The organism is Streptomyces sp. Tu 2975, from assembly GCF_009832925.1.
Classification (GTDB): domain Bacteria; phylum Actinomycetota; class Actinomycetes; order Streptomycetales; family Streptomycetaceae; genus Streptomyces.
The window spans coordinates 2,286,428-2,311,204 of the sequence record NZ_CP047140.1 but is presented as its reverse complement, the minus strand read 5'-3'; the positions used below and the strand labels follow the sequence as shown (position 1 = coordinate 2,311,204).

Genomic DNA, 24,777 nt, shown 5'->3' with positions numbered 1-24,777 from the left:
TGAACCTCCAGCAGGTGGTTACACGCTCGAAAGGCGCCCCCGTGTCCATCGGCAACTCCCCCGAAGACGACCGGCCTTCCGCCAAAGACGACCGGCCTTCGATCGGCCACGTGCTCCAGCAGGCGCGTGTCGGCGCAGGCCTCACCGTTGACGAGGTCAGTACCTCCACCCGGGTGCGCATGCCCATCGTGCACGCGATCGAGGAGGACGACTTCTCCCCTTGCGGCGGCGACGTGTACGCCCGCGGGCACATCCGTATGCTCGCCCGCGCCGTCGGACTCGATCCCGAACCGCTCGTCGAACAGTTCGACGACGAGCACGGTGGCCGCCCTGCCCCGACGCCTGCCGCCCCGCTGTTCGAAGCCGAGCGCATCCGTCCCGAGCGGCGCCGCCCCAACTGGACCGCGGCCATGGTCGCGGCGATCGTCGCCGTGGTCGGCTTCTCCGGCTTCACGCTCTTCAGTGACGGAGAGAGCAGCGGCGGCAACGTCGCGGAAGGCCCCGCCTCCGGTACGAAGCCCACTCCCACCGACGCACGGACGACCAAGCCCGCCGATCCCAAGCCCGAACCCTCGGACAGTGCCATCGCGGCCCTGCCGAAGGACAAGGTCACGGTGAAGCTGTCCGCATCCAGCGACAAGAGCTGGATCTCCGCCAAATCGCACAACGGCAAGGTGCTCTTCGACGGGCTGCTGCTCAAGGGCGAGACCAAGACCTTCCAGGACGACGAGCGCGTCGACCTGATCCTCGGCAACGCCGGGGCGATCGAGCTGTTCGTGAACGGCAAGAAGGTCCAGGACGAATTCAAGATGGGCGGCGTCGAACGGCTCTCCTACACGAAGGGTGACCCCGAGGTCGGCTGAGCCCGTTCGTCCCGGCACGGGCCCCGACCCTCGCGGCCGGGGCCCGCGCCGGGACAAAGTAGTCTTGAGCTCATGCCCGAACGCCGTACCGTCGCCCTTGTCACTCTCGGATGCGCCCGTAACGAGGTGGACTCGGAGGAGCTTGCAGGCCGCTTGGCAGCGGACGGCTGGGAGCTCGTCGAGGACGCCTCCGACGCCGACGTCGCCGTCGTCAACACCTGCGGATTCGTCGAGGCCGCCAAGAAGGACTCCGTCGATGCCCTGCTGGAAGCCAACGATCTCAAGGATCACGGCAGAACCCAGGCCGTCGTCGCCGTCGGATGCATGGCGGAGCGGTACGGCAAGGACCTCGCCGAGGCCCTCCCGGAGGCAGACGGCGTGCTCGGATTCGACGACTACGCCGACATCTCCGACCGCCTGCAGACCATCCTCAGCGGCGGCGTCCACGCCTCGCACACCCCCCGCGACCGGCGCAAGCTGCTACCGCTGAGCCCCGTCGAGCGGCAGCAGGCGACCGACGTGGCACTGCCCGGCCACGGCGAGGTGGCCCCGGTGCCCGAGGACCTGCCGGAAGGCGTCGCCCCGGAGTCCGGACCGCGCGCACCGCTGCGGCGGCGGCTCGGCACGAGCCCCGTCGCCTCCGTGAAGCTGGCCTCCGGCTGCGACCGGCGCTGCTCCTTCTGCGCCATCCCGTCCTTCCGCGGCTCCTTCATCTCGCGCCGTCCGAGCGATGTCCTCGGCGAGACGCGATGGCTGGCGGAGCAGGGCGTCAAGGAGATCATGCTGGTCTCCGAGAACAACACCTCCTACGGCAAGGACCTCGGCGACATCCGTCTGCTCGAGACGCTGCTGCCCGAGCTGGCGGCCGTCGACGGCATCGAGCGGGTCCGGGTCAGCTATCTGCAGCCGGCCGAGATGCGTCCCGGGCTGATCGACGTCCTCACCTCGACCCCTAAGGTCGCTCCCTACTTCGACCTGTCCTTCCAGCACTCCGCGCCCGGTGTGCTGCGGGCGATGCGCCGCTTCGGAGACACGGAGCGATTCCTGGAGCTGCTGGAGACCATCCGCGGCAAGGCTCCGCAGGCCGGCGTGCGATCGAACTTCATCGTCGGCTTCCCGGGCGAGACCGAGGCCGACTTCGCGGAGCTGGAACGCTTCATCTCGGCCGCGCGCCTGGATGCCGTCGGAGTCTTCGGATACAGCGACGAAGAGGGCACAGAGGCCGTCACCTACGACGGCAAGCTGGACGCCGATGTCATCGCGGAGCGGCTCGAGCACATGTCGCGCATCGCCGACGAGCTCACCGCGCAGCGGGCGGAGGAGCGTCTCGGTGAGACCCTTGAGGTACTGGTGGAGTCCGTCGACGACGAGGACGGCGCGGTGGGGCGTGCCGCTCATCAGGCGCCGGAGACCGACGGCCAGGTCGTCTTCACGTCGGGCGAGGGTCTCGAGGCCGGTCGTATGGTCGTGGCGAAGGTCGTGGGTACCGAGGGTGTCGACCTGGTGGCCGAGTACTGCGAGGTCCTTGGGGTGGGCTCCCGGACCCCTGACGAGGAGGCGGGCAGATGACCGGAGTGCCGGCATCCGCGGCGGGCGGGACCGGAAGGCCGGCGCCCGGCGGCAAGCTGGGCGCTGCGGCCGTCAATCAGGCCAGCCTGTGGAACATCGCCAACATTCTGACCATGGTGCGGCTCGTCCTCGTGCCGGCCTTCGTCGTGCTGCTGCTGCAGGACGGCGGCTACGACCCGGCCTGGCGGGCCTGGGCATGGGCGGCGTTCGCCGTCGCCATGATCACCGACATCTTCGACGGGCACCTCGCCCGCACGTACAACCTGGTCACCGACTTCGGCAAGATCGCGGACCCCATCGCCGACAAGGCGATCATGGCGGCGGGACTGATCAGTCTCTCCGCGCTTGGCGACCTTCCCTGGTGGGTGACCGGAGTCATCCTCTTCCGTGAGCTCGGGATCACGCTGATGCGGTTCTGGGTGATCAGGCACGCGGTGATTCCGGCCAGCCGCGGCGGCAAGATGAAGACGCTCGCGCAGGGCACCGCTGTGGGCATGTACGTCCTGGCGCTGACCGGACCGCTGGCGACGCTGCGGTTCTGGGTCATGGCTCTCGCCGTGGTGCTGACCGTCGTCACGGGCCTCGACTACGTGCGGCAGGCGATCGTGCTGAGGCGCAAGGGGCTCGCCGCCGAGCGGGCCGGGGCGGGCTCCTCGAAGTGACGGGGGCCGCCGCAGTCCTGGCACTGCTTGCGGAGCGTGGTCAGACCCTGGCCGCCGCAGAGTCCCTCACGGGCGGTCTCGTGGCCGCGGAGCTCACTTCGGTGCCCGGAGCCTCGAAAGTCTTCCGCGGTTCCGTCACGGCGTACGCCACCACCCTCAAGAGGGATGTTCTCGGCGTCGACGGGGTCCTTCTGGCGGAGCGCGGCGCGGTCGATCCGCAGGTTGCGTCGCAGATGGCGGCCGGTGTCCGGGACGTCATGGGAGCGGATTGGGGTCTCGCGACCACCGGGGTGGCAGGTCCCGATCCGCAGGACGGGCGGCCGGTCGGGACGGTATATGTGGCTGTCGCGGGACCGGCGGGAACCGGGAAAGTGGCCGCATTGCGGTTGAACGGCGACCGCGGGGAAATCCGTAGAGAGAGTGTACGGAGCGTGCTGGAGCTGCTGCACGAGGAACTGCGCGAGAACGCGCGGGCACAGGATACGGAACAGAACGGGGGGAATTGATGTTTGCAGCCCTGAGTGAACACGACATCGCTCCCCGCACGGCCGCCGCGCAAGGCGGTACGGTGGGGCGTGAAGGATGCGGCTACGCGGTCCGAGGAGGGAGCCACCGATGATTCTGCTCCGTCGCCTGCTTGGTGACGTGCTGCGTCGGCAGCGCCAGCGCCAGGGCCGTACTCTGCGCGAAGTCTCCTCGTCCGCCCGAGTCTCGCTCGGCTATCTCTCCGAGGTGGAGCGGGGGCAGAAGGAGGCATCCTCCGAGCTGCTCTCCGCGATCTGCGACGCGCTTGACGTACGGATGTCCGAGCTCATGCGTGAAGTGAGCGACGAACTGTCGCTGGCCGAACTGGCCGAGTCGGCAGCCGCCGGCGAGGTGCCCGCACCGGTACGTCCCATGCTGGGCTCCGTCTCCGTGACGTCGGTGGCAGGTGTGCCGACGGAGCGCGTGACGATCAAGGCACCCGCGGAAGCGGTCGACGTCGTCGCCGCTTGATCGCAGGTCCTGCACCATCCCGCACGGCATTTCTGTTTGAGCTGGGCCCTGACCGGTACTCGGTCAGGGCCTTTCGCTTGGGCGGGCACTGCGCATGATCGTCTGTCCCGAATGGCTCTTTTCGGTAGTTATGTAATCGTGGACGGTAGTCGGCGAACCGAGTGGAGGACGTGGATGTCTGTCGTGAAGAGCACTCTGTCCGATGCGGACCTCAAGACGGTCGGCGATGCGCTGAGGGGTGCGCTGGTGGATCTGGTGGACCTCGGCCTGGTGGCCAAGCAGGTGCACTGGAACGTGGTCGGCCCCCGCTTCAGGTCCGTTCACCTGCAGCTCGACGAGGTCGTCGACACCGCACGGCAGCACTCCGACATGGTCGCGGAGCGGTCGTCGGCGATCGGCGTCGCACCCGACGGGCGGGCGGCGACAGTGGCCGCCCGGAGCGCCATCGGCTCCGTTCCCGAAGGCTGGATCAAGGACGTCGATGTCGTGCGGACCATGGTCGACTCCCTGGGGGCCGTCATCGGACGCATGCGGGAGCGTATCGAGGCGACCGCCGAGCCGGACCCGGTGAGCCAGGACATCCTGATCCAGCTCACCGCGGACCTCGAGAAGCATGCGTGGATGTTCCAAGCGGAGAACGCGTGACGTCGAGCGCACGATCGGTGCCCCCGCGCGCCGGGTCGCCCAACCGTGCGCCCTCCCCGCGGCCCGGTGCGTCGCATTAGCGTGGGCCGGAGGAGGCAGCCATGGCAGTACGCGGGGCGGTCCTCGTGCCTGTCGTCGCGCTCGCACTCGTGGTGGGCGGCTTGTGGTGGTGGGCCGTGCTTCGGCTTGCCCTGGTCCCGGAGCACTCCGGCGTCGTCGAAGGGGCGGTGGCCGCGAGTGGTTGGGGGCTCAGCCTGCTCCCGGTGCACGCGACGGCGGCCCGCCGGGCTACCAGGGCATCACGACGCCCCCGTTCGGGCGGCATATCTGACCCGTCGTGAACGACGAGGCATCGCAAGCCAGATGAAGAACCGTGTGGGCTATGTCCGCGGGCTCGCCCACGCGTCCGAGGGGTGACAACCGCGCCATCGCGGTCTCCGTCCTCTGCTGCAGACCGGCCTCATGACGGTCGGTCATCGGGGTGCGGACCCAGCCCGGGGCGACCGCGTTCACACGGATGCCATGCGGGCCGAGTTCGCTCGCGAGCGTCCTGGTGAGTTGGACCACGGCGGCCTTGGACGCGCTGTAGCAGAGCAGGCCGGCGTTGGCCGCGTCCACCGCGCCGGAGGCCATCGTGATGATGGAGCCGCCGCCCGTCGGGATCATGGCGGCGGCCGCCGCCCGGCACGCGTAGAGCACACCTTTGAAATTGACGGCCATGACGCGGTCCAGGTCCTCATCCCGGGTCTCGAGGACCTCGCTGGTGTGCATGATCCCGGCGACGGCGGCCATGACGTCGAGGCGGTCCGCGCTCGCGACCGCCGCTTCGAGGGCTGTGCGGTCGGTGACGTCGAGGGTGTGCGTAAGGGCCTTGCCCCCGGTGGACTCGATCAGGGAGCGGGTCCCGGCGAGGCCGTTCCCGTCCAGGTCGGCGCAGTGGACCACCGCTCCCGCCTCCGCGAGCAGCACGGCACAGGCGCGGCCGATCCCGCCTGCCGCTCCGGTGACGAAAGCGGTGCGGCCGGTGAGGTCGTACGCCGTGAGGGTCATACGGGGAACGTACGGCCGTATCTGACGGGTCGTCAACCAGCGGCGCCGCTCGCTTCTATTCCTGACCGAGGTGCGGCTCGTCAGGTGGTGGGGCCGGTCTGACAACGCGGGCACCAGTAGGTCGGACGCTCACGGCCCGGCTCTCCCTGGTCGGCCTTACGCACGGGCGTACCGCAGCGTGGGCAGGGGCGGCCCTTGCGTCCGTACACGTACAGCTTCTGCGACGGATTGCGGCCGCTGGTCATGGTGCGCCGGTCGAAGCGCCGCTTGTTGGCCTCGAGGAGCCTCTGCGCGGTGGCCACCAACCGCTCGGGAATGCCCGTCGGCAGTTCACCGACCGGCAGCCATGGTGTGACGCGGGCAAGGAAGGCCAGCTCCGACTTGTAGACATTGCCGATCCCTGCGAGGTTGCGCTGGTCGAGGAGGGCCTCCCCGAGCGGTCGGAGGGGATCGGCGAGCAGGTTCGCCACCGCCCGCTCCGGGTCCCAGTCCGGGCCGAGGAGGTCGGGCCCGAGATGGCCGACGGCCTGCTCCTCCTCCGCGGTACGGAGCAGTTCCACGACGGGCAGGCGATATCCGACGGCGGTGCGCGCCGCGTTGCCCAGGATCGCCCGGATCTGGTGCGACGGGCCGCCGCTCCAGCGCGCACTCAGGTCGTACACCCGCCATGAGCCTTCCATGCCGAGATGCGAGTGCAGGGTCAGCCCGCCCTCGACCCGGGTGAGGAGGTGCTTGCCGCGCGGGGTCACGTCCAGGACGGTCCGGCCGGTCAGGTCCGCCGTGGCGAAGCGCGGGACACGCAGGTCGGAACGGGTCAGGACCTGGCCTGCCAGTGCCGCGTGCAGATGGTGGGCGGTCAGCCAGACGGTGTCTCCTTCGGGCATGGCACCCATGATGCGCGACGGGCGGGTGCGGGGCGGTCACGGGCGCAGGCGCAGCCCCCGCGGTGTGGCATGGAATCCGGCGCTCTCCAGGGCACGGGCCAGCGGTGCCGTCAGCGCCGGAGCTCCGTTGGCGCGTTCCACCGTGACCGTCCCGAGGGCGCCTTCGCGGGCCGCGGCGGCGAGCGCTCCGGCCGCCGCGTGCAGCGCCGGTGCATCCGGGTCGGTGGCCCAGGCGAGCAGCGTCTTGCCGCCGCGCTCCATGTACAGCGTCAGCTCCCCGTCGACCAGGACCACCAGGGAACCCGCCTTCCGGCCCGGCTTGTGGCCGGCGCCCTCCGGCGGCTCCGGCCAGGGCAGCGCCGCCCCGTAGGCGTTCGCGGGGTCGGCAGCGGCCAGCACCACCGCGCGGGGCGCGGCCTGGCCCTCGGCACGGTCCCGCGCGGAGGACGCCGCTCGCAGGCGGTCGACCGCGCCGTCCATCGCGAACTGGGCGGCGCCCAGCCCTTCGACGACGTAGCCACGGCGCGCCTGTCCGCTGTCCTCGAAGGCCGACAGCACGCGGTACACGGCGGAGAAGCCGCCCTCCACGCCCTCCGCCGCGACCGCGCCCCGCGTCACCACGCCGTGGCGGTCCAGCAGGGTCCGGGCCAGGGCGTGCGCCCGGTGGGTCGGATCCTGCTCGGGGGAGGGCAGCAGCGACCAGCGGCCGCTCACCGTGGGAGGACCGGTGCGCGAGGCGGGACGGGCCGCCGCCGTCAAGCTTCCGTAGCGCCCACGGGGAACCGTGCGCCTGGCCCGGTGGGCCGTGGAGCCCGCCGTGCGACCCGAGCCGAGCATGGCCCGGAGCGGTGCGAGCGTGTCGTTGGTGAGCCGGCCGGACCAGGCGAGATCCCAGACGGCGTCGGCCAGTTGCGGGTCGGTGGCGTCGGGATGCGTGGTGGCGCGGACCTGGTCGGCGATCTGGCGGAAGAACAGGCCGTACCCACCGGAGAGAGCGGTGAGCACCGATTCGTGCAGCGCCGTCAGCTCCAGCGGGTGCGGCGGGGGCAGCAGCAGGGGGGCGGCGTCGGCCAGATAGAGCGAGACCCAGCCGTCCTTGCCGGGCAGGGCGCCGGCACCCGCCCACAACACCTCGCCACTCGTGGTCAGTTCGTCCAGGAGGGTGCTGCTGTAGTGGGAGACGCGGGACGGGAGGACCAGCTTCTCCAGGGCGGAGGCCGGCACGGAAGCGCCCTGCAGTTGCTCGACGGCGCGGGCGAGGCCGTCGATGCCGCGCAGGCTGCTGCTCCCCAGGTGCTGCCACTGGGGCAGGAAGGAGGCCAGCGCCGGGGGCGGCACCGGCTCCAGCTCGTGCCGGAGCGCGGCCAGGGAACGCCTGCGCAGTCGGCGCAGCACGCCCGCGTCGCACCACTCCTGGCCGATGCCGGAGGGGTGGAACTCGCCCTGCACGACCCTGCCGCTCGCGGCGAGGCGCTGGAGTCCGCCGTCGGTGACCGCCGCGCCGAGGCCGAAGCGGGCGGCGGCCTGGGCGGAGGTGAAGGGGCCGTGGGTGCGGGCGAACCGGGCGAGGAGGTCACCGAACGGATCCTTGACCGGCTCGGTGAACGCCTCCGGGACGCCCACGGGAAGCGCCGTGCCCAGCGCGTCACGCAGCCGCCCCGCGTCCTCGACCGCCGCCCAGTGGTCCGCGCCGGCGATACGGACGCGGATGGCACGACGGGACGCGGCGAGCTCCTGCGGCCAGCCGGGGTCGCTCCCGCGCTCGACGAGCTCCGCCTCGGTCAGCGGACCGAGGACGCGCAGCAGGTCGGCCACGCCCTCCACGTCCTTGATCCGCCGCTCCTCGGTCAGCCACTGCAGCTCCCGCTCCAGCTCGGTGAGCACATCGGCGTCCAGCAGCTCCCGCAGTTCCGCCTGGCCGAGCAGCTCGGACAGCAGCCGGGAGTCAAGGGACAGGGCGGCGGCCCGGCGCTCGGCGAGAGGCGAGTCCCCTTCGTACAGGAACTGGGCGACGTAGCCGAACAGCAGGGAGCGGGCGAAGGGGGAGGGCTCTGGGGTGGTGACCTCGACCAGACGGACGCGGCGGGACTCGATGTCACCCATCAGTTCGGTGAGCCCGGGGACGTCGAAGACGTCCTGGAGGCACTCGCGGACCGCTTCCAGGACGATCGGGAACGAACCGAATTCGCTGGCGACCTGCAACAGCTGAGCGGCACGCTGCCGCTGCTGCCACAGCGGGGTGCGCTTGCCGGGACTGCGGCGCGGCAGCAGCAGGGCGCGGGCGGCGCACTCGCGGAACCGGGAGGCGAACAGGGCGGAACCGCCGACCTGGTCGGTCACGATCTGACTGATCTCGCCCTTTTCGAAGACGGCGTCCGCGGCACCGACGGGCGCCTTCTCGCTGTCGTACGCCCCGTCCGGTGAGCCGTCCGGAAGCACCGGGTCCTGGTCGAGCAGGTCGAGCCCCATCAGGTCGGCGTCCGGCAGGCGCAGCACGATGCCGTCGTCGGCGTGCATCACCTGCGCGTCCATGCCGTAACGCTCGGCGAGACGCGCGCCCAGCGCCAGTGCCCACGGCGCGTGGACCTGGGCCCCGAACGGGGAATGGATCACGACCCGCCAGTCGCCCAGCTCGTCCCGGAACCGCTCCACCAGGATCGTCCGGTCGTCGGGGACATGGCCGCAGGCCCTGCGCTGCTCGTCGAGGTAGGCCAGCACATTGTCCGCGGCCCAGGCGTCCAGACCGGCGGCCAGCAGGCGCAGCCGGCCGTCCTCCGGGGTGAGTCCGCCGACCTCGCGCAGGAAAGCGCCGACGGCCCGACCGAGCTCCAGCGGCCGGCCCAGCTGGTCGCCCTTCCAGAACGGCAGTCGCCCGGGCACACCCGGGGCGGGAGAGACCAGCACCCGGTCGCGGGTGATGTCCTCGATCCGCCAGGACGTGGTGCCCAGCGTGAACACATCGCCGACGCGTGACTCGTAGACCATCTCCTCGTCGAGCTCGCCGACGCGGCCGCCGCCCTTCTTGGGGTCGGCGCCCGCGAGGAAGACGCCGAAGAGGCCGCGGTCCGGGATGGTGCCTCCGGAGGTGACGGCGAGGCGCTGCGCCCCGGGACGGCCGGTGACCGTCCCCGCGACCCGGTCCCAGACCACGCGTGGGCGCAACTCGGCGAACGCGTCCGAGGGATAACGGCCGGCGAGCATGTCGAGAACGGCGGTGAAGGCCGACTCGGGCAGTGAGGCGAACGGCGCGGCACGACGGACCAGCGCCAGCAGGTCGTCGGACTGCCAGCTGTCCAGGGCGACCATCGCGACCAGCTGCTGGGCCAGCACGTCCAGAGGGTTCGAGGGGATGCGCAACGACTCGATGGAGCCGCTGCGCATGCGCTCGGTGACCACCGCCGCCTGCACCAGATCGCCCCGGTACTTGGGGAAGACCACGCCCGTGGAGACCGCGCCGACCTGGTGGCCCGCCCGGCCGACCCGCTGGAGACCGGACGCCACTGACGGCGGGGATTCGACCTGGACGACCAGGTCCACCGCGCCCATGTCGATGCCCAGTTCCAGGCTCGAGGTGGCGACGACCGCGGGCAATCGGCCCGCCTTCAGGTCCTCCTCGACGAGGGCCCGCTGCTCCTTGGACACCGAGCCGTGGTGAGCGCGGGCGAGCAGCGGCGGGGCGCCCCGGGCAGCCCCGGACTGCGCCATGATCTCCGCCGGCGGTCCGTCCTCGGGCATGGGCGCGCCCGTGGCCCGTTCGTACGCGATCTCGTTGAGGCGGTTGCACAGCCGCTCGGCAAGACGGCGGGAGTTGGCGAAGACGATCGTGGAACGGTGGGCCTGGACGAGATCGGCGATGCGCTCCTCGACATGCGGCCAGATCGACGGCTTCTCGGCGACCCCGTCGCCGGTGTCCGAAGCGGGCGAGCCCCCGAGCTCGCCGAGGTCCTCCACCGGGACGACCACGGAGAGGTCGAACTCCTTGCCGGACACCGGCTGGACGATCTCCACCCGGCGCTGCGGCGACAGGTAGCGGGCCACCTCGTCCACCGGCCGTACCGTGGCCGACAGGCCGATCCGGCGGGCCGGGCGGGGCAGCAACTCGTCGAGGCGCTCCAGGGACACGGCGAGATGGGCGCCCCTCTTGGTGCCCGCGACGGCGTGGACCTCGTCGAGGATCACCGTCTCCACGCCCGCCAGCGCCTCCCGGGCGGACGAGGTGAGCATCAGGAAGAGCGACTCGGGGGTGGTGATCAGGATGTCCGGCGGCCGGGTGACCAGCGACCTGCGCTCCGCGGGGGGCGTGTCGCCCGAGCGGATCCCGACCCGCACCTCCGGCTCCGGCAGGCCGAGCCGGACCGACTCCTGCCTGATCCCGGTCAGCGGGCTGCGGAGGTTGCGCTCCACGTCGACCGCCAGAGCCTTCAGGGGTGACACGTACAGCACGCGGCAGCGCTTCTTCGCCTCCGCCGGCGGAGGCGTGGACGCGAGCCGGTCCAGGGCGGCGAGGAAGGCGGCCAGCGTCTTGCCGGATCCCGTGGGTGCCACGACCAGCACGTCCGAGCCCTCGCCGATGGCCTTCCACGCCCCCTCCTGCGCGGCGGTGGGCGCGTTGAACGCCCCCGAGAACCAGCCTCGGGTCGCGGGGGAGAAGGAGTCGAGCGCAGTCCTGGCCATGCCCACCATCGTGCACCCGACCACTGACAACGCCTGTCCAGGACATGGACCGGCCGGGCCGCCGGACGGGGCGCGGGAGCAGAATGGGCTGTATGGAAGAGGAAGCCGCGCCGGAGAGGGACGGCGAGTGGGCACGGCACTGGCAGTACCCGGGCGTTCCCGGTCTCGATCTGCTGCAGGCCCGCTACGTGCGCCATTCCTTCCCCCGGCACAGCCATGAGGGGTTCGTCGTGGGCGCCGTCCGCCGCGGCATCGAGGACGTCTTCCTGCCCGAGGGCACGGTGCGGGCGAGGCCCGGCACCGTCGTCATGATCAACCCCGAGGTGCCGCACTCGGCCAAGGCAGGTGTGCCAGAGGGCTGGGTGTACTCCACGCTCTACCCGTCCTCGCGGCTCGTCGCCTCGATCGCGGAGGAGACGACGACCCTGCGCGGGACGGCCGGCTTCGCGGAGACGATCGTCGAGGACCCCGACACCGCCAGGCTGGTGCACGAGGTGCACCGGGCGGCGGAGGCGGGCAACGCCCTCGCCGCCGACAGCGTCCTGCGCATCACCGTCGCCACACTGCTGCGCCGGCACGGGCGCTCACTCCCGGCGCGCAAATCGTCGGCGGCGGGTGCGCGGACGGCGGCTGCCGCGAAGCAGCTCCTGGAGGAGCGGATGGCCGACCCTCCGTCGCTCGAGGAACTGGCGCACGAGGTGGGGGTCGGGCCCTTCGCACTGCTCCGTTCCTTCAAGGCCGCCTACGGGCTGCCGCCGCACACCTGGCTCACGGACGCCCGCGTCCGGCGTGCCCGCCTCCTCCTGGACGCCGGTACGACCCCGTCGGAGGCGGCCGTCGCGGTCGGTTTCACCGACCAGCCGCACCTGAACCGCCACTTCACCCGGATCGTCGGCGTGCCCCCGGGCGCCTACCGCCGGGAGCGCGCAAGAACGTACAAGACCGCAGGCGGGGGCTCTGCGTAACGTCCCTGGCGTGGCAGAACAGACAGCTCGACCAGACATACCGGCCGGGGAGGCCTATGCGACCGCCGCTCCGTCCACGGCGCTCGCGGCGCGTACCGAGGGGCCCACGCCCGGACGCGGGGACGGGGCCGGGCCGCGACCCCGATCCGCGCCCGGGGAGACGTCCCCCGCGCCGAAGGAACCGAAGCCCGACTCGGCCGTCGTCAGAGACGCACTCGGCGTCGGGACAGCCGTCGGCCTCTCCGGCTTCGCCTTCGGTGTGACCGCGGCAGGCTCCGGCCTGACCCTTCTGCAGACATGCGCGCTCAGCCTGCTCGTGTTCACCGGGGCGTCACAGTTCGCGCTCGTGGGCGCCATCGCGGCCGGCGGCAACCCTCTCGCCGCCGCGGCGGGGGCCTTCTTCCTCGGCGTGCGCAACGCCTTTTACGGGCTGCGGCTGTCACAGCTGCTCGCACTGCCCCGCTTCGTACGGCCTCTCGCCGCGCACTGGGTCATCGACGAGACCACCGCCGTAGCTCTCGCCCAGCCGACGCGGCGCAGTGCGCGGCTCGGCTTCACCGTCACCGGCCTGACGCTGTACGTGCTGTGGAACCTGACCACGCTCCTCGGGGCGCTCGGGGCCGAAGCCATCGGCGACACCGAAGCGTGGGGGATCGACGCGGCGGGCCCGGCCGTCTTCCTCGCGCTGCTCGCGCCGATGCTGCGGACCGCCACCGAACGCGCGGTGGCCGGCCTCGCGGTCCTCCTCGGCCTCGGCTTCCTGCCGGTGCTGCCCGCCGGGGTGCCGGTGCTCGTGGCGGCGCTGGCCGCTCCCGCGGTGCTGTGGCTCAAGGGGCGCGCGATCGGCGACGGCGCGAGCGGGGGCGGCTCGACCCGTGACGGCGCGAGGGGGGGCGGCTCGACCCGTGACGGCGCGGGCCGGACGAAGAAGGAACAGCGGAAGGAGCGGGAACGATGAGCATCTGGATCGCGATAGCAGCGACAATGGTCGGCTGCTACCTCGTGAAACTCGTCGGGCTGCTGGTGCCGGCCGACACCCTGGAAAGGCCACTCGTGCAGCGGCTGGCGGCCCTGCTGCCCGTCGCCCTGCTGGCCGCACTGACCGCGCAGCAGACCTTCAGCACGGGTCAGACGCTGGTCCTCGACGCACGAGCCGCAGGAGTCGGTGCGGCGGCGCTGGCGCTGCTGCTGCGCGCCCCGTTCCTGGTGGTGGTGGGTGTTGCGGTGGCCGTGACGGCAGGTGTGCGGGCACTGGGAGGCTGACGCGCGCGGCGGCTGGAACGCGCCGGTGCCAGGGCCGGCCGCCGGAACGCGGTCAAGGGCCGCGGCCGGAACGCCGGCCGGACATCCTGCGCGGCCGGCGCGCCGGCCAAGGGCCCTGTGCAGCCACGCACGGTCCGTGCAACGGCACTCGTTTCACTCGATGGGGTGACCGTGCGCCCGCAGGGTCCGCAGCGCCTCGATCGTCACGATCGGTCGCGCCTCCAGTGCCGTGCCGGGGGCCCACTCCTGCCAGGTGATGGGCCACCCGCCGTCCTGCTGCTGCCCGGCCGCGAGGTGCTCCAGGGCACGATTCATCTCCTCGTCCGTGAACCAGCGGCGGGCGAGAGAGTCGGGTCGGCGGGCGTATTCGTAGGCGAAATGGTGCTCACCCGGGGCATAGCCGGGGGCCACCGGCTGCTGGTCGAGCCGGTCCGGGTCCAGCGCGACGAGCCGCTGCTCGCGCACGAGACTGCCGAGCCGGTCCGCCGCTGCCTGTGCGCGCGTGCTGTCCGGTACGCCGTCCAGGAAGGCGATCGCCGCCTGGATCTCGTAAGGATGCGACTTCTCGATCGCGTCGACCGCCGACCAGCAGAAGTCCGTGGCCCGGAACAGCCATGCGTGCCACACCTGATTGCGGTGCAGCAGGCCCACCACCGGCCCCGTCGTGAGCAACTCGCTCGGAGGGTCGTCGACGATCGGCAGGAACGGGGCGGCCGGGTAGGCGCGCTGGGAGGGGTGGACGGCCGGCAGTGCCCCGTCCCGTGTGGACACCTCGGTGAAATAACGGCACATCCGCTCCACCCGGAGCCCGCCGCAGCGGTCGATGGAGTCCAGTACCCGCAGGGCGTGCGCCGTGTGCAGGGGCTGACTGACCGGGCCGCGCAGGTCGGGCTCGAGGGCGTGGCCGTAGCCGCCGTCCTCATTGAGGTAGGCGGTCAGCGCCGTCTCGACCGCGTCGGAGCCGCCGGCGAGGAAGTGGTAGGCGAACCGCCGCTGCTCCAGCACCCGGGCCGTAAGCCAGATGAAACGCTCGGCGCGTACGAGTGCGGACGCGGGGGAGGGGTGGGTGGTTGCTCCGTTTCCAGCCATGTCCCGACGGTAGAGCGGAAAGGGCTTTCAGCAAGGCGGACGGACAGGGCTGCACCCTCAGGGGCGGGATACTGAGGTCATGCGGTTGACGATTTTCTGGGAACGCATGGCCGACCACTTCGGAGCGGCGTACGCCGACTCCTTCGCACGGGACCATGTGATGGCCGAGCTGGGCGGCCGCACGATCCATGAGGCCCTGGCCGCCGGCTGGGAGGCGAAGGACGTGTGGCGCGCCGTCTGCGCCGCCATGGACATTCCCGCGGACAAGCGGTGAGACACCGGGCGGGCAGCTCGCGGTCCTCCGGGTGAGCCACACTGAGCCGATGGCCCGGGACCGACAGGACACGCACGACAGCATGAGGCAGGGCCGCAGAGGCGGGCCCGTACGGAAACGAGCCTGTACAGGACGAGGCCGCACCGGCCGGACCGCACACGCCCCCGCACAGGACGGACCCCTGACGACATGACCGCTGACGAGAGGACCGCGCCGGACGCGGTCGCGTCGGACGAGGCCGCGGCGGGGATCCCCGCACAGGGCACCACGGCGCCCACAGCCCCGCCGGCGTCCCCGCCTCCCGGGGCCGACGCCGGCAGCGGCGGTCCGGGCCGCATGCCGCGGTGGCTGCCGCGCGCGCTGATACTCGCTCTGGCGCTCTACGCCTGCTTCCAGCTCGGCAGCTGGGCCTTCCACCAACTCATCGGCCTCTTGATCAACGTCCTGATCGCCTTCTTCCTGGCGCTCGCGATCGAGCCCGCGGTGGGGCGGATGGCGGCCCGCGGCATGCGCCGGGGCATCGCCACCTTCCTGGTGTTCTTCGCGGTGCTCGTCGCGGGGGTGGGGTTCGTCGTCCTGCTCGGTTCGATGCTGGCCGGCCAGATCGTCGAGATGGTCGAGGACTTCCCGCAATACCTCGACTCGGTCATCCGCTGGATCAACACCACCTTCCGGACGGAACTCTCCCGGGTGGAGGTGCAGGACAGCCTGCTGCGGTCCGACTGGCTGAGGAAATACGTCCAGAACAGCGCCACCGGTGTGCTGGACGTCTCGGCGACCGTGCTCGGCGGACTGTTCAAGCTGCTGACGATCTTCCTGTTCTCGTTCTACTTCGCGGCCGACGGGCCCCGGCTGCGCCGCGCGCTCTGCTCCGTCCTGCCCCCTGCCAAGCAGACGGAGGTCCTGCGGGCCTGGGAGATCGCGGTCGACAAGACCGGCGGCTACCTCTACTCACGCGGACTGATGGCGCTGATCTCCGGAGTCGCGCACTACATCCTGCTGGAGATCCTCGGGGTGCCCTACGCCCCGGCCCTCGCGGTCTGGGTCGGCCTGGTGTCACAGTTCATCCCGACCATCGGCACGTACCTGGCGGGCGCGCTGCCGATGCTGATCGCGTTCACGATCGATCCTTGGTACGCCCTGTGGGTCCTCGGCTTCGTCGTGATCTACCAGCAGTTCGAGAACTACGTGCTGCAGCCGAAGCTCACCGCCAGGACGGTGGACATCCACCCGGCGGTCGCCTTCGGCTCGGTCGTGGCGGGTACCGCCCTGCTGGGGGCGGTCGGCGCGCTGATCGCGATCCCGGCGGTCGCCACCCTCCAGGCATTCCTCGGGGCGTACGTGAAGCGGTACACGGTGACCGACGACCCGCGGGTCCACGCCCACAGCAGGCACGGTGGCGGCCGGCTGGCACGGGTGCGCAGCGCGCTGGGGAACGGCCGGCAGGCTCCGTCCACATCCGAGCGCTCATCCGGCGGGGTGCCCCCGCAGGCCGGCTCCGGGTCCTGATCCCGTCCGCCGAGGGGCCCGGCCGGGCCGGACGCGGGGCCGGACCACACAGGTTTTCGGCCCCGCGTGGTGAGCTTGACAGTAAAATCGAACATCCATTCTTATGGGATTCCGGCCCTCGCTCCCGCGAGTTGTCCACAGGCCGGCCGGACGTCGGGGCCCATTGTCAGTGGCAGGGGTTAGCGTCTTTGACGTGAAGCGATCGACACAAGCAAATCGGGTGGAACCCATGGCAGGAACCGACCGCGAGAAGGCGCTCGACGCCGCGCTCGCACAGATTGAACGCCAATTCGGCAAGGGTGCCGTGATGCGGCTGGGCGAGCGGCCGAACGAGCCCATCGAGGTCATCCCCACCGGGTCGACCGCCCTCGACGTCGCCCTCGGCGTCGGCGGCCTGCCGCGCGGGCGTGTGGTGGAGGTGTACGGACCGGAGTCCTCCGGTAAGACGACCCTCACGCTGCACGCCGTGGCCAACGCCCAGAAGGCGGGCGGAGCGGTGGCCTTCGTGGACGCGGAGCACGCCCTCGACCCGGAGTACGCCAAGAAGCTCGGCGTCGACATCGACAACCTGATCCTGTCCCAGCCGGACAACGGCGAGCAGGCCCTCGAGATCGTCGACATGCTCGTCCGCTCCGGCGCGCTCGACCTGATCGTCATCGACTCCGTCGCGGCCCTTGTGCCCAAGGCGGAGATCGAGGGCGAGATGGGTGACTCGCACGTCGGTCTGCAGGCGCGGCTGATGAGCCAGGCGCTCCGGAAGATCACCAGCGCGCTGAACCAGTCCAAGACCACCGCGATCTTCATCAACCAGCTCCGCGAGAAGATCGGTGTGATGTTCGGCTCCCCGGAGACCACGACCGGTGGCCGGGCGCTGAAGTTCTACGCCTCGGTGCGTCTGGACATCCGTCGTATCGAGACCCTGAAGGACGGCACGGACGCGGTCGGCAACCGGACCCGGGTCAAGGTCGTCAAGAACAAGGTCGCCCCGCCCTTCAAGCAGGCCGAGTTCGACATCCTCTACGGCCAGGGCATCAGCCGCGAGGGTGGTCTGATCGACATGGGCGTGGAGCACGGCTTCGTCCGTAAGGCCGGTGCCTGGTACACGTACGAGGGCGACCAGCTGGGCCAGGGCAAGGAGAACGCCCGTAACTTCCTGAAGGACAACCCCGATCTCGCCAACGAGATCGAGAAGAAGATCAAGGAGAAGCTCGGCGTCGGCGTCAGGCCGGAGACCCCTGCGGCGGAGCCGGGAACGGACGCCGCGGCCGGAGCAGCTCCGGCCGAGGACGCGGCGAAGTCCGTGCCCGCCCCCGCGTCCAAGGCGAAGGCGGCCAAGACGGCGGCGGCCAAGGGGTAGCGCATGGCCGCCCGGCGTACCGAATGGCCGGGTGACAGCCCCGACTCGTCGAGGGCCGAGAAGGAGCTGTCACCCAAGGATCCGGCGGAGCGGGCGCGGGCCATCTGCCTGCGCCTGCTCACCGGGACCCCGCGCACCCGCAAACAGCTCGCGGACGCGCTGCACAAACGCGAGATCCCTCCGGAAGTGGCCGAGGAGGTCCTCTCCCGCTTCGAGGACGTGGGGCTCATCAACGACGCCGCCTTCGCGGAGGCGTGGGTGGAGTCCCGGCATCACGGCCGGGGCCTCGCCCGGCGGGCCCTCGCGCGGGAGCTGCGTACCAAGGGCGTGGATTCCGCGCTGATCGACGAGGCTGTGGGGCAGCTCGACTCCGACCAGGAGGAGGCGACGGCCCGCGAGCTGGTGGCGCGGAAACTGCGCGCCACCAGGGGCTTGGAGCGTGACCGTCGTCTCCGCCGGCTGGCCGGGATGCTGGCCCGCAAGGGCTACTCCGAGGGCATGGCCCTGCGGGTGGTGAGGCGTGCCTTGGAGGAAGAGGGCGAGGACACGGCGGATCTGGACGACGTGGGGGACTAGTGCCGCATCAGGCAACGTTCGCCCTGTCATGACGTGTCGCTCGGTTGCTGCACCAGGCGGCAACGAGCTGTTACCGGACTACCGGGACACGCCGAGCACCTCCTGACGGAGAGCATGAATGCAAGCGGGCGCTATTGACGGCTGAGGGTCCGAGTGATCCCGGCGGCGACGGTCGTGGCGAGAACCCAACCGGCGGCGATCAGTAGGTAGGACAACCACTGGTAAACGCCGGTTGGTGTGAAGGCACTCTGCTGACCGAAGTTGATGATCGGCAACAGGAGGTCCAGGGTGTAGATGAGGGCATTGAACTCGGGGCCCTTGCCGTGCTCGGCCGGGGGTGGATGGTGCATTCCATACGCGACTGAGCCCAGAAGGAGCAGAGCCAGGAGCCTGCCACCGGCACGGGTAGGACGAAAGCCGTAGCCCAGGGTCGCGTCCTGGAGATAACCCCATAGCCTGGCGTACCAGGGCAGAGCGACCCGGCGTCGACGCTGCTCGGCCAGTTGGACTGTGCGGGCGTCGGCGTCATCACCGACGCGGCGGTAGGAGGCCGCGAGCTGCTCGTAGCTGTGAGGGACGAAGCCGTCCGCATCACGCTGCAGCAAGACGAGTCGGTCGGCGGCGGGAAGGCGCGGGGTAAGCGCCTCGTACGTCAGTCCCTCCAGGCGGACCGTGGCCGGCCAGACCTGTGGTGCAGCCTCGATGACCTTGAAGCTGGCGTAGTGCATTTTGACGTCGCCGGAGACTGGCTGTGCATCTCGCAGCGTCAGCTGGGTGGCTTCGCAACTGCTGATGCCCAGTGCGACGCCGCCGGGGTTGCTGAGCTTGGCTTCGATGAAGGAGATCCAGCCCGCGACCTTGGCACCGGTGAGCCTGACCCGGCCCTCGGCAGTGAGGCCACCCGCGTTGAGGACGGTTCCGACGGTGAGCCGCGCGGCGTCGAGGGCATCGCCATTCGCGTTTTTGACCTGGGCATCTTCTAGATCGACAGCCCCTTCGACATGCGCCGTGCTGAGGCTGATCCCCCCAGTGTCACGAGGCCGGGTGCCCATACATCGGCGCCGACAGAGGCGTGATCGAGTTGGAGCGCCCATCCGCCGCCAGTCCCGAGGTGCGCGTGGTCGAGGAAGATCCCGCTGGATATCTCCGCGTTGCTCAGCTGGACGCTTCCCGCTATCCGGCAGTTCGTGAGCCGGAGTGCACCGTCGATGCGAAGGGACGTGGCCGCCAGAGCGGGAAGGCAGGAGCCGCTGAGGTCGAGTTGGCGGGCCTGCGTCCCGTCGAGGTGCAAGGGGTGCTGGAAGTGGCAGGTGGTAAGACGGATTGGGTGGTGTATCTCTGCGTGCTGGAGCTCGAGGACGCCGGTGATCCACGCTCCGGCGATGCGCAGAGCGGGCGCTTCGCCGGGTTCGGATGAACCTCTCAGGAGGAGGGCCCGGATGACCTCAGCCCGAACAGTCCGTTCCGCGCTCTGAATCGTCGCGGGGTCCTCACCCTCGTCTCCGCGGACGTCGATCGCTACACCACGAGGGAACGCCTGCCAGATGCGACGTTCCAGAGGCGTCAGGTCTGTGATCTCCATCCGCAGGACCTTATCCATTGAGGCACTGCGATACGGGAGGAGATGGCTACCTGGTCTCACAAGCGGCGCCCAGGCTCAGCCCCCTGTCCGGAGAAGGACAGCAAGAATGGTCAGGTGACAGGCCGGTCAGGAACGCCGCGGACTACCGTGTGACCGGCAGCCCCGCCGACTTCCATGCCTGGAAACCACCGACGAGGTCGGTCGCACGCCGTAGTCCCAGCTGGTGCAGGGACAGGGCCGCGAGGGAGGAGGCATAACCCTCGTTGCAGATCACCACGATCCGCAGGTCGTGGGCGACCGCCTCGGGGAGACGATGACTGCCCTGCGGGTCCAGCCGCCATTCCAGTTCATTGCGCTCCACGACCAGCGCCCCGGGGATCAGCCCGTCGCGTTCGCGTAGTGCCTGGTAGCGGATGTCGACCAGCAGCGCCCCGTCGGCCGCCGCTTCGAATGCCTCTTGCGGGCCGATCCGTTCGAGCCCTTGCCGCACCCGCTCCAGGTACTCGTCGATCCCAGGAGGCCCGCTCACTGCCAGTCCTCCGGGTGCTCGACGTGCTCGAGTCGGAGAACGGCCCCCGACCGGCTGTAGCGCCTCATCAACGGCAGCGGCGGGTAGTACGCATGGACCGAGACAGCGTGCTCGACGGACGACTCGTTGAGCACCTCGTGCACATGGTGCGTACCGAAGGCGCGGGACCGGCCGGCGGCCAGGAGCCGCTCCCGGTCCACACCGTCGTCGAGTTCGAGCGTCTTCCAGCCGGCGGAGGGAAGCCGCACGGCGAGAGAGTTCTCCTTCAGCACGCCCTCCGCCGTGGCGAACGCCCCGACGGAGTCGGCGTGGTCGTGCCAGCCGGTGCCGGTGCCGGGCGGCCAGCCGATGAGCCACGCCTCACTGCCGCGCGGTCCTTCGAGCCGCAGCCAGGTGCGTCCCTCGGGGTCGAGGGGCAGCGAAGCGATCAGTTCCTTGTCGGCGGCGGCGTGCCGCACGAAGTCGAGCAGCTCTGCGGAGGTCGGCGCGCCCGTCAGGCTCGGAGCAGGCCACGAACCGGTGAGGGGAACGGGACCGGCGGAGGATCCGGGAGCCGAAGCCGCCGAGGCAACGGAGAGCGGAGCAGGGTGGGACACGGAAACCGTCCTGGGGTTCGCTGGTGAGCGCACCGGCCAGAGGCCACGGCGCGAAGGGAAGGCGAATTCAGCAGGACGGCCGACACACGCAGCCCGCGTAGCGGACGAGGTCCATATGGACCCTCCGCCACAGGCGCACATCGGTGTCGTTCATGCTCGGGAGTACACCACGCCGGCCATCGTGAATCAATCGATGTCCGCAGTGCGGTCACTGCCCGTCGTGGCCGGGTCCCCTCCTCTCGCGATGTCCGCGGCGGCGTACAGCTCGGCGGGCCGCACCCCCGCGAAGGCGGCCACCAGATGTCCGTCGGGCCGTACGAGCAGCACGGTGTGCGCGGAGGCGCCCGGGTAGCTCTCCGTGACCAGCAGTTCCGCCGGCACCGGCAGGCCGGACACCGCTGTGTCCAGCCGCGGCATGATGCCCGCGCCGGCCCAGTGCCTCCGGTCCCACACGCCGGTGCCCGGCGCCACCAGTACGACCAGCAACCGCCCCCGGCACAGCCGGTCCCGCAAGCGGGCGCATGTGCCGTCGGGAGCCGTCACCTGTACATCGGCGACCGGCGAGCCCGGTACCGCGCCCGCCAGCGTCTGCGGACCGGTGGGCTCCGGTGTGAGCGGTGAATGCGTGTGGACGGGCGGCGCGCCGAGGGCCCCCCGCCCGAGATGCGCGTCGGTGAGCATCGTGTCGTGCCCCCGGGCGGCCCCGGGGAGGTACATGCGCAGCCCGCTGCCGCTGCGCAGTATCGGCAGGGACTGGTCGGCGGCGCGCAGCCGTGCGGCGACGGCCGTGCGCCGCTCGGCCTGATAGCTGTCCAGCAGCGTTGGTGACGCACCGTGATGCCAGGCCTGCGCCAGTTTCCAGGCCAGGTTGTCCACGTCACGCAGACCCTCGTCGAGCCCTTGCGCGCCGATCGCTCCCAGCAGGTGGGCCGCGTCGCCCGCGAGGAAGGCCCGGTCCACGCGCCAGCGCCGGGCGAGGCGGTGATGCAGGGTGTAGACGCCGGTGTCGAGCAGTTCGTACGGCGGCGTGCGGCCGCACCAGCCGGCCAGAGTGTCACGGACCCGCGCCACGAGGGCCTCCGGCGTGACCAGGTCGCCGCGGGCGGAAGCAGCCAGTCAAGTCGCCACATCCCGTCCGGCAGCGGACGTGCGGTGATCTCGTCGCCGCCCGAGCTCCACGGTGGCTGACGGTGCAGCACCGCCTCGCCCGGCCAGGGCAGTTCGGTGCGCAGTGCGGCCACGGCGTGACGTTCCACCGCCGTACGGCCCGGGAATCGGATGCCGAGGAGCTTGCGGACCGTGGACCTCGCGCCGTCGCAGCCCACCAGATAGCTGCCTCGCCACCAGGTCGCGGAGGGCCCCCTCGTGTGCACGCCGACTCCACCGGCGTCCTGTTCCAGCGAGTCGAGGCGGCTGTCGGTCACGAGCCGTACGAGCCGGTGCTCCGCGGCGGCTTCGCGCAGGCCGCGAGAGAGACTGTGCTGCGGGATGTGAAGGGGCGCGGCCGGGCCTCCGTCGAATCCGGCGCCCCGCTCGTACGCGCCGTCGCGTCCGTCGCCGCCGTCGTCTCGGTCCCTGGGGTAGCCGTCGTCCCTGTCCCGGTGGTGTCCGTCGTCCCGGCGGTGGTCCTGGCCGCCGTCGTCGAGGGGCAGTTGCCGGAGCTCCTGCTTGCGCAGCATCGACCGCCAGCCGCTCCACCGGACGCCTTCGTGACGCACGGTTACGCAGCCGAGCCGCGCCATGAGGTCGGCCGTGTCGGGGCGGAGTACGACAGTGCGGGCCGGGCGCGGCTCGTCCTTCCCGTTGCCCTCGTCGAGCACGACCGAAGGGACGCCCTGCGCCGCGAGGGCGAGTGACAGCGCCAGTCCGACGGGACCCGCGCCGACCACGATCACCGGGTCCACGGCGTGACTCCCCGGGTCCGTAGGGTCGTGCGGGGAAGTGCGGTTGGAGCCCGGTGCGCGATCACAGAACGTATGCAACCCACTGCCGGTGCCTGCGTCAAGCGCCACCGGGACGCGGCGAGGGGCGGTGGCCCGCAGGCCACCGCCCCTCAGCGGTCGAACATCCGATGAACCGTCAGGCGCCGCGTCCGTCATCGGTCTTGCCGAGGCCGGGCTCGGCGACGGGCTCCTCCGCGCCGCCGGGTGCGGTCAGCACCGCGCCCGTGCCCCTCTTGGCCCGGCGCAGCCTGCCTTCCAGCCACGAGGCGAACGTAGTGAGGATCAGGTTGAGGACGATGAAGATCAACGCGACGACGATGAAGCTGGGGATGGTGTTCGCGTAGTTCGCGGACAGTGTTCCCTGGGCGCTGAGCAGCTCGGCGAAGGCCAGCAGCGCACCGCCGAGCGCGGTGTCCTTGACGATGACGACGAGCTGACTGACCAGCGCCGGCAGCATCGCGGTGATGGACTGCGGCAGCAGAACGCTCGTCATCGTCTGGCCCTTGCGCAGGCCGATCGCCTTCGCGGCCTCCGACTGCCCCTTGGGCAGCGACAGGATGCCGGCCCGTACGACCTCGGCGAGGACCGACGCGTTGTAGAGCACGAGGCCGGTGACCACGGCGTACAGCGGGCGGACGTCGCTGCTGATGCCGTCGAAGCCCGCGTAGAGCTCATTCGCGAACAGCATCAGGATCAGGACCGGGATGGCGCGGAAGAACTCCACGACGACCCCGGCCGGGACGCGGACCCAACGGTGGTCGGAGAGCCTGGCGATGCCGAAGATCGCGCCGAGCGGAAGCGCGATGATCATCGCGAGCGCCGCCGCCTTCAGCGTGTTGCCGAGTCCGGGCAGCAGATACGTGGTCCAGGCCTCGGACTCGGTGAACGGCTTCCACAGTGACCATTCGAGCTGTCCCTTGTCGGACATCTCGCCGATGGCCCACCAGATGCCCAGCACCAGCAGGACGAGGAAGACGATCGTGTAGATGATGTTGCGACGCTTGGCGCGGGGCCCGGGGGCGTCGTAGAGGACGGACGTCATCGCTTCACCGCCATGCGCTTGCCGACCCAGCCGAGGATGAGTCCGGTGGGAAGGGTCAGAACCACGAAACCGAAGGCGAAGACCGCGGTGATGAGGACCAGTTGCGCCTCGTTCTCGATCATCTCCTTCATCAGGAGAGCCGCCTCGGCCACACCGATGGCTGCCGCGACCGTGGTGTTCTTGGTAAGCGCGATCAGTACATTGGTCAGCGGACCGATGACCGAGCGGAACGCCTGCGGAAGCACGATGGTCATCAGGACCTGGGTGAAGTTCAGGCCGAGAGCGCGTGCCGCCTCTGCTTGTCCCACCGGCACTGTGTTGATGCCGGAGCGTACGGCTTCGCAGACGAACGCAGCGGTGTAGGCGGCGAGCCCGAGAACCGCCAGCCGGAACGACAGTGCGTCGAAGTCATCGGCCACGCCCAGGGTCATGCCGAAGACATCGGCGAGGCCGAGCGAGGAGAAGACGATGATCACGGTCAGCGGAATGTTCCGGACCACGTTCACGTAGACCGTGCCGAATCCGCGCATCAAGGGCACCGGGCTCACCCGCATCCCTGCGAGGACGGTGCCGAGCACCAGGGAGCCGATTCCGGAGAGGACGGTGAGCTTCACCGTCATCCAGAACGCCCCGAGCAAGTCGTAACCTTCAAGAAAGTCGAACACGATCTCCCGCGCTTCCGCGTGTGGGAGGGCCCGGCGCGCCGCCG

25 protein-coding genes and 1 pseudogene are annotated in these 24,777 nt (G+C 70.8%); 15 read left to right on the top strand and 11 right to left on the bottom strand.

What is annotated here, in order from left to right; genetic code table 11:
• Window positions 1–41 precede the first annotated feature (41 nt).
• From GLX30_RS10095 to GLX30_RS35160, 7 genes are all read left to right on the top strand, one after another.
• The gene (locus tag GLX30_RS10095) at window positions 42–863 is read left to right on the top strand and encodes a helix-turn-helix domain-containing protein (RefSeq protein ID WP_159686272.1); all 822 of its coding nucleotides are present in this window, start codon (window positions 42–44) and stop codon (window positions 861–863) included.
• A 72-nt stretch (window positions 864–935) separates the two neighbouring features.
• On the top strand, window positions 936–2,432 hold the full coding sequence (gene rimO / locus GLX30_RS10090; protein WP_159686270.1) for a 30S ribosomal protein S12 methylthiotransferase RimO: 1,497 nt from the start codon (window positions 936–938) through the stop codon (window positions 2,430–2,432).
• Window positions 2,429–3,094: a CDP-diacylglycerol--glycerol-3-phosphate 3-phosphatidyltransferase gene (gene pgsA / locus GLX30_RS10085; RefSeq protein ID WP_159686267.1), complete on the top strand. Its 666-nt coding sequence runs from the start codon at window positions 2,429–2,431 to the stop codon at window positions 3,092–3,094. The genes rimO and pgsA overlap by 4 nt, the downstream gene beginning before the upstream one ends.
• Window positions 3,091–3,600 (top strand): CinA family protein, encoded by a 510-nt coding sequence (locus tag GLX30_RS10080; protein WP_159686264.1) that lies wholly within the window; start codon window positions 3,091–3,093, stop codon window positions 3,598–3,600. Before pgsA ends, GLX30_RS10080 begins: the two co-directional genes overlap by 4 nt.
• Before the next feature lie 109 nt (window positions 3,601–3,709).
• Window positions 3,710–4,090, top strand: coding sequence for a helix-turn-helix transcriptional regulator (locus GLX30_RS10075; protein ID WP_005311156.1), 381 nt, complete (start codon window positions 3,710–3,712; stop codon window positions 4,088–4,090).
• 174 nt (window positions 4,091–4,264) lie between these two features.
• Window positions 4,265–4,735 (top strand): DNA starvation/stationary phase protection protein, encoded by a 471-nt coding sequence (locus tag GLX30_RS10070; RefSeq protein ID WP_159686261.1) that lies wholly within the window; start codon window positions 4,265–4,267, stop codon window positions 4,733–4,735.
• Window positions 4,736–4,836: 101 nt separating this feature from the next.
• Window positions 4,837–5,076, top strand: a complete 240-nt coding sequence (locus GLX30_RS35160; protein WP_159686258.1) for a hypothetical protein — start codon at window positions 4,837–4,839, stop codon at window positions 5,074–5,076.
• Here GLX30_RS35160 and GLX30_RS10060 read toward each other — a convergent pair.
• The 3 genes from GLX30_RS10060 to GLX30_RS10050 form a co-directional block, all read right to left on the bottom strand.
• Window positions 5,024–5,785 (bottom strand): SDR family oxidoreductase, encoded by a 762-nt coding sequence (locus GLX30_RS10060; protein WP_159686255.1) that lies wholly within the window; start codon window positions 5,783–5,785, stop codon window positions 5,024–5,026. The genes GLX30_RS35160 and GLX30_RS10060 overlap by 53 nt on opposite strands.
• Before the next feature lie 80 nt (window positions 5,786–5,865).
• The gene (locus GLX30_RS10055; RefSeq protein WP_159686252.1) at window positions 5,866–6,669 is read right to left on the bottom strand and encodes a DNA-formamidopyrimidine glycosylase family protein; all 804 of its coding nucleotides are present in this window, start codon (window positions 6,667–6,669) and stop codon (window positions 5,866–5,868) included.
• Between the two features lie 36 nt (window positions 6,670–6,705).
• Entirely contained in the window at window positions 6,706–11,343 is a 4,638-nt protein-coding gene (locus tag GLX30_RS10050) for an ATP-dependent helicase (protein ID WP_159686249.1), read from the bottom strand.
• Between the two features lie 92 nt (window positions 11,344–11,435).
• Here GLX30_RS10050 and GLX30_RS10045 point away from each other — a divergent pair, with 92 nt between their 5' ends.
• Genes GLX30_RS10045 through GLX30_RS10035 form a run of 3 tightly spaced genes read left to right on the top strand, consistent with a single transcriptional unit; the run spans window position 11,436 to window position 13,571 of the window.
• Window positions 11,436–12,308, top strand: coding sequence for an AraC family transcriptional regulator (locus tag GLX30_RS10045; protein WP_159686246.1), 873 nt, complete (start codon window positions 11,436–11,438; stop codon window positions 12,306–12,308).
• Between the two features lie 10 nt (window positions 12,309–12,318).
• Window positions 12,319–13,266, top strand: a complete 948-nt coding sequence (locus GLX30_RS10040) for an AzlC family ABC transporter permease (protein WP_159686243.1) — start codon at window positions 12,319–12,321, stop codon at window positions 13,264–13,266.
• Window positions 13,263–13,571, top strand: a complete 309-nt coding sequence (locus GLX30_RS10035; protein WP_159686240.1) for an AzlD domain-containing protein — start codon at window positions 13,263–13,265, stop codon at window positions 13,569–13,571. Before GLX30_RS10040 ends, GLX30_RS10035 begins: the two co-directional genes overlap by 4 nt.
• Before the next feature lie 153 nt (window positions 13,572–13,724).
• On the opposite strand, the gene GLX30_RS10030 is transcribed toward GLX30_RS10035, so the two are convergent.
• Window positions 13,725–14,660: a hypothetical protein gene (locus GLX30_RS10030; RefSeq protein ID WP_159686237.1), complete on the bottom strand. Its 936-nt coding sequence runs from the start codon at window positions 14,658–14,660 to the stop codon at window positions 13,725–13,727.
• Window positions 14,661–14,739: 79 nt separating this feature from the next.
• Between GLX30_RS10030 and GLX30_RS10025 the strand changes: the two genes are divergently transcribed.
• From GLX30_RS10025 to recX, 4 genes are all read left to right on the top strand, one after another.
• Window positions 14,740–14,934: a DUF3046 domain-containing protein gene (locus tag GLX30_RS10025; RefSeq protein ID WP_159686234.1), complete on the top strand. Its 195-nt coding sequence runs from the start codon at window positions 14,740–14,742 to the stop codon at window positions 14,932–14,934.
• Window positions 14,935–15,270: 336 nt separating this feature from the next.
• Window positions 15,271–16,443, top strand: a complete 1,173-nt coding sequence (locus GLX30_RS10020) for an AI-2E family transporter (RefSeq protein ID WP_159694961.1) — start codon at window positions 15,271–15,273, stop codon at window positions 16,441–16,443.
• Window positions 16,444–16,672: 229 nt separating this feature from the next.
• Window positions 16,673–17,800, top strand: coding sequence for a recombinase RecA (gene recA, locus GLX30_RS10015; RefSeq protein ID WP_159686231.1), 1,128 nt, complete (start codon window positions 16,673–16,675; stop codon window positions 17,798–17,800).
• A 3-nt stretch (window positions 17,801–17,803) separates the two neighbouring features.
• Window positions 17,804–18,376: a recombination regulator RecX gene (gene recX, locus GLX30_RS10010; RefSeq protein ID WP_159686228.1), complete on the top strand. Its 573-nt coding sequence runs from the start codon at window positions 17,804–17,806 to the stop codon at window positions 18,374–18,376.
• A 131-nt stretch (window positions 18,377–18,507) separates the two neighbouring features.
• Here the strand turns inward: recX and GLX30_RS36170 are convergent, their stop codons facing one another.
• Complete coding sequence (locus tag GLX30_RS36170; protein ID WP_347879712.1) at window positions 18,508–19,428, bottom strand: hypothetical protein; 921 nt, start codon at window positions 19,426–19,428, stop codon at window positions 18,508–18,510.
• 20 nt (window positions 19,429–19,448) lie between these two features.
• On the opposite strand from GLX30_RS36170, the gene GLX30_RS36165 reads away from it, so the two are divergent.
• Entirely contained in the window at window positions 19,449–19,793 is a 345-nt protein-coding gene (locus tag GLX30_RS36165) for a hypothetical protein (protein WP_347879711.1), read from the top strand.
• Window positions 19,794–20,100: 307 nt separating this feature from the next.
• Here the strand turns inward: GLX30_RS36165 and GLX30_RS10000 are convergent, their stop codons facing one another.
• The 6 genes and pseudogenes from GLX30_RS10000 to GLX30_RS09980 form a co-directional block, all read right to left on the bottom strand.
• Window positions 20,101–20,487, bottom strand: a complete 387-nt coding sequence (locus GLX30_RS10000) for a rhodanese-like domain-containing protein (RefSeq protein ID WP_159686225.1) — start codon at window positions 20,485–20,487, stop codon at window positions 20,101–20,103.
• On the bottom strand, window positions 20,484–20,984 hold the full coding sequence (locus tag GLX30_RS09995; protein ID WP_159694960.1) for a cysteine dioxygenase: 501 nt from the start codon (window positions 20,982–20,984) through the stop codon (window positions 20,484–20,486). The genes GLX30_RS10000 and GLX30_RS09995 overlap by 4 nt, the downstream gene beginning before the upstream one ends.
• Window positions 20,985–21,150: 166 nt before the next feature.
• Complete coding sequence (locus GLX30_RS36160; protein ID WP_312845644.1) at window positions 21,151–21,237, bottom strand: putative leader peptide; 87 nt, start codon at window positions 21,235–21,237, stop codon at window positions 21,151–21,153.
• Window positions 21,238–21,269: 32 nt separating this feature from the next.
• Window positions 21,270–22,987, bottom strand: a pseudogene (locus GLX30_RS09990) (FAD-dependent monooxygenase).
• 175 nt (window positions 22,988–23,162) lie between these two features.
• Window positions 23,163–24,068: an amino acid ABC transporter permease gene (locus GLX30_RS09985; RefSeq protein WP_159686222.1), complete on the bottom strand. Its 906-nt coding sequence runs from the start codon at window positions 24,066–24,068 to the stop codon at window positions 23,163–23,165.
• On the bottom strand, window positions 24,065–24,733 hold the full coding sequence (locus tag GLX30_RS09980) for an amino acid ABC transporter permease (RefSeq protein ID WP_159686218.1): 669 nt from the start codon (window positions 24,731–24,733) through the stop codon (window positions 24,065–24,067). The genes GLX30_RS09985 and GLX30_RS09980 overlap by 4 nt, the downstream gene beginning before the upstream one ends.
• Window positions 24,734–24,777: the final 44 nt, after the last annotated feature.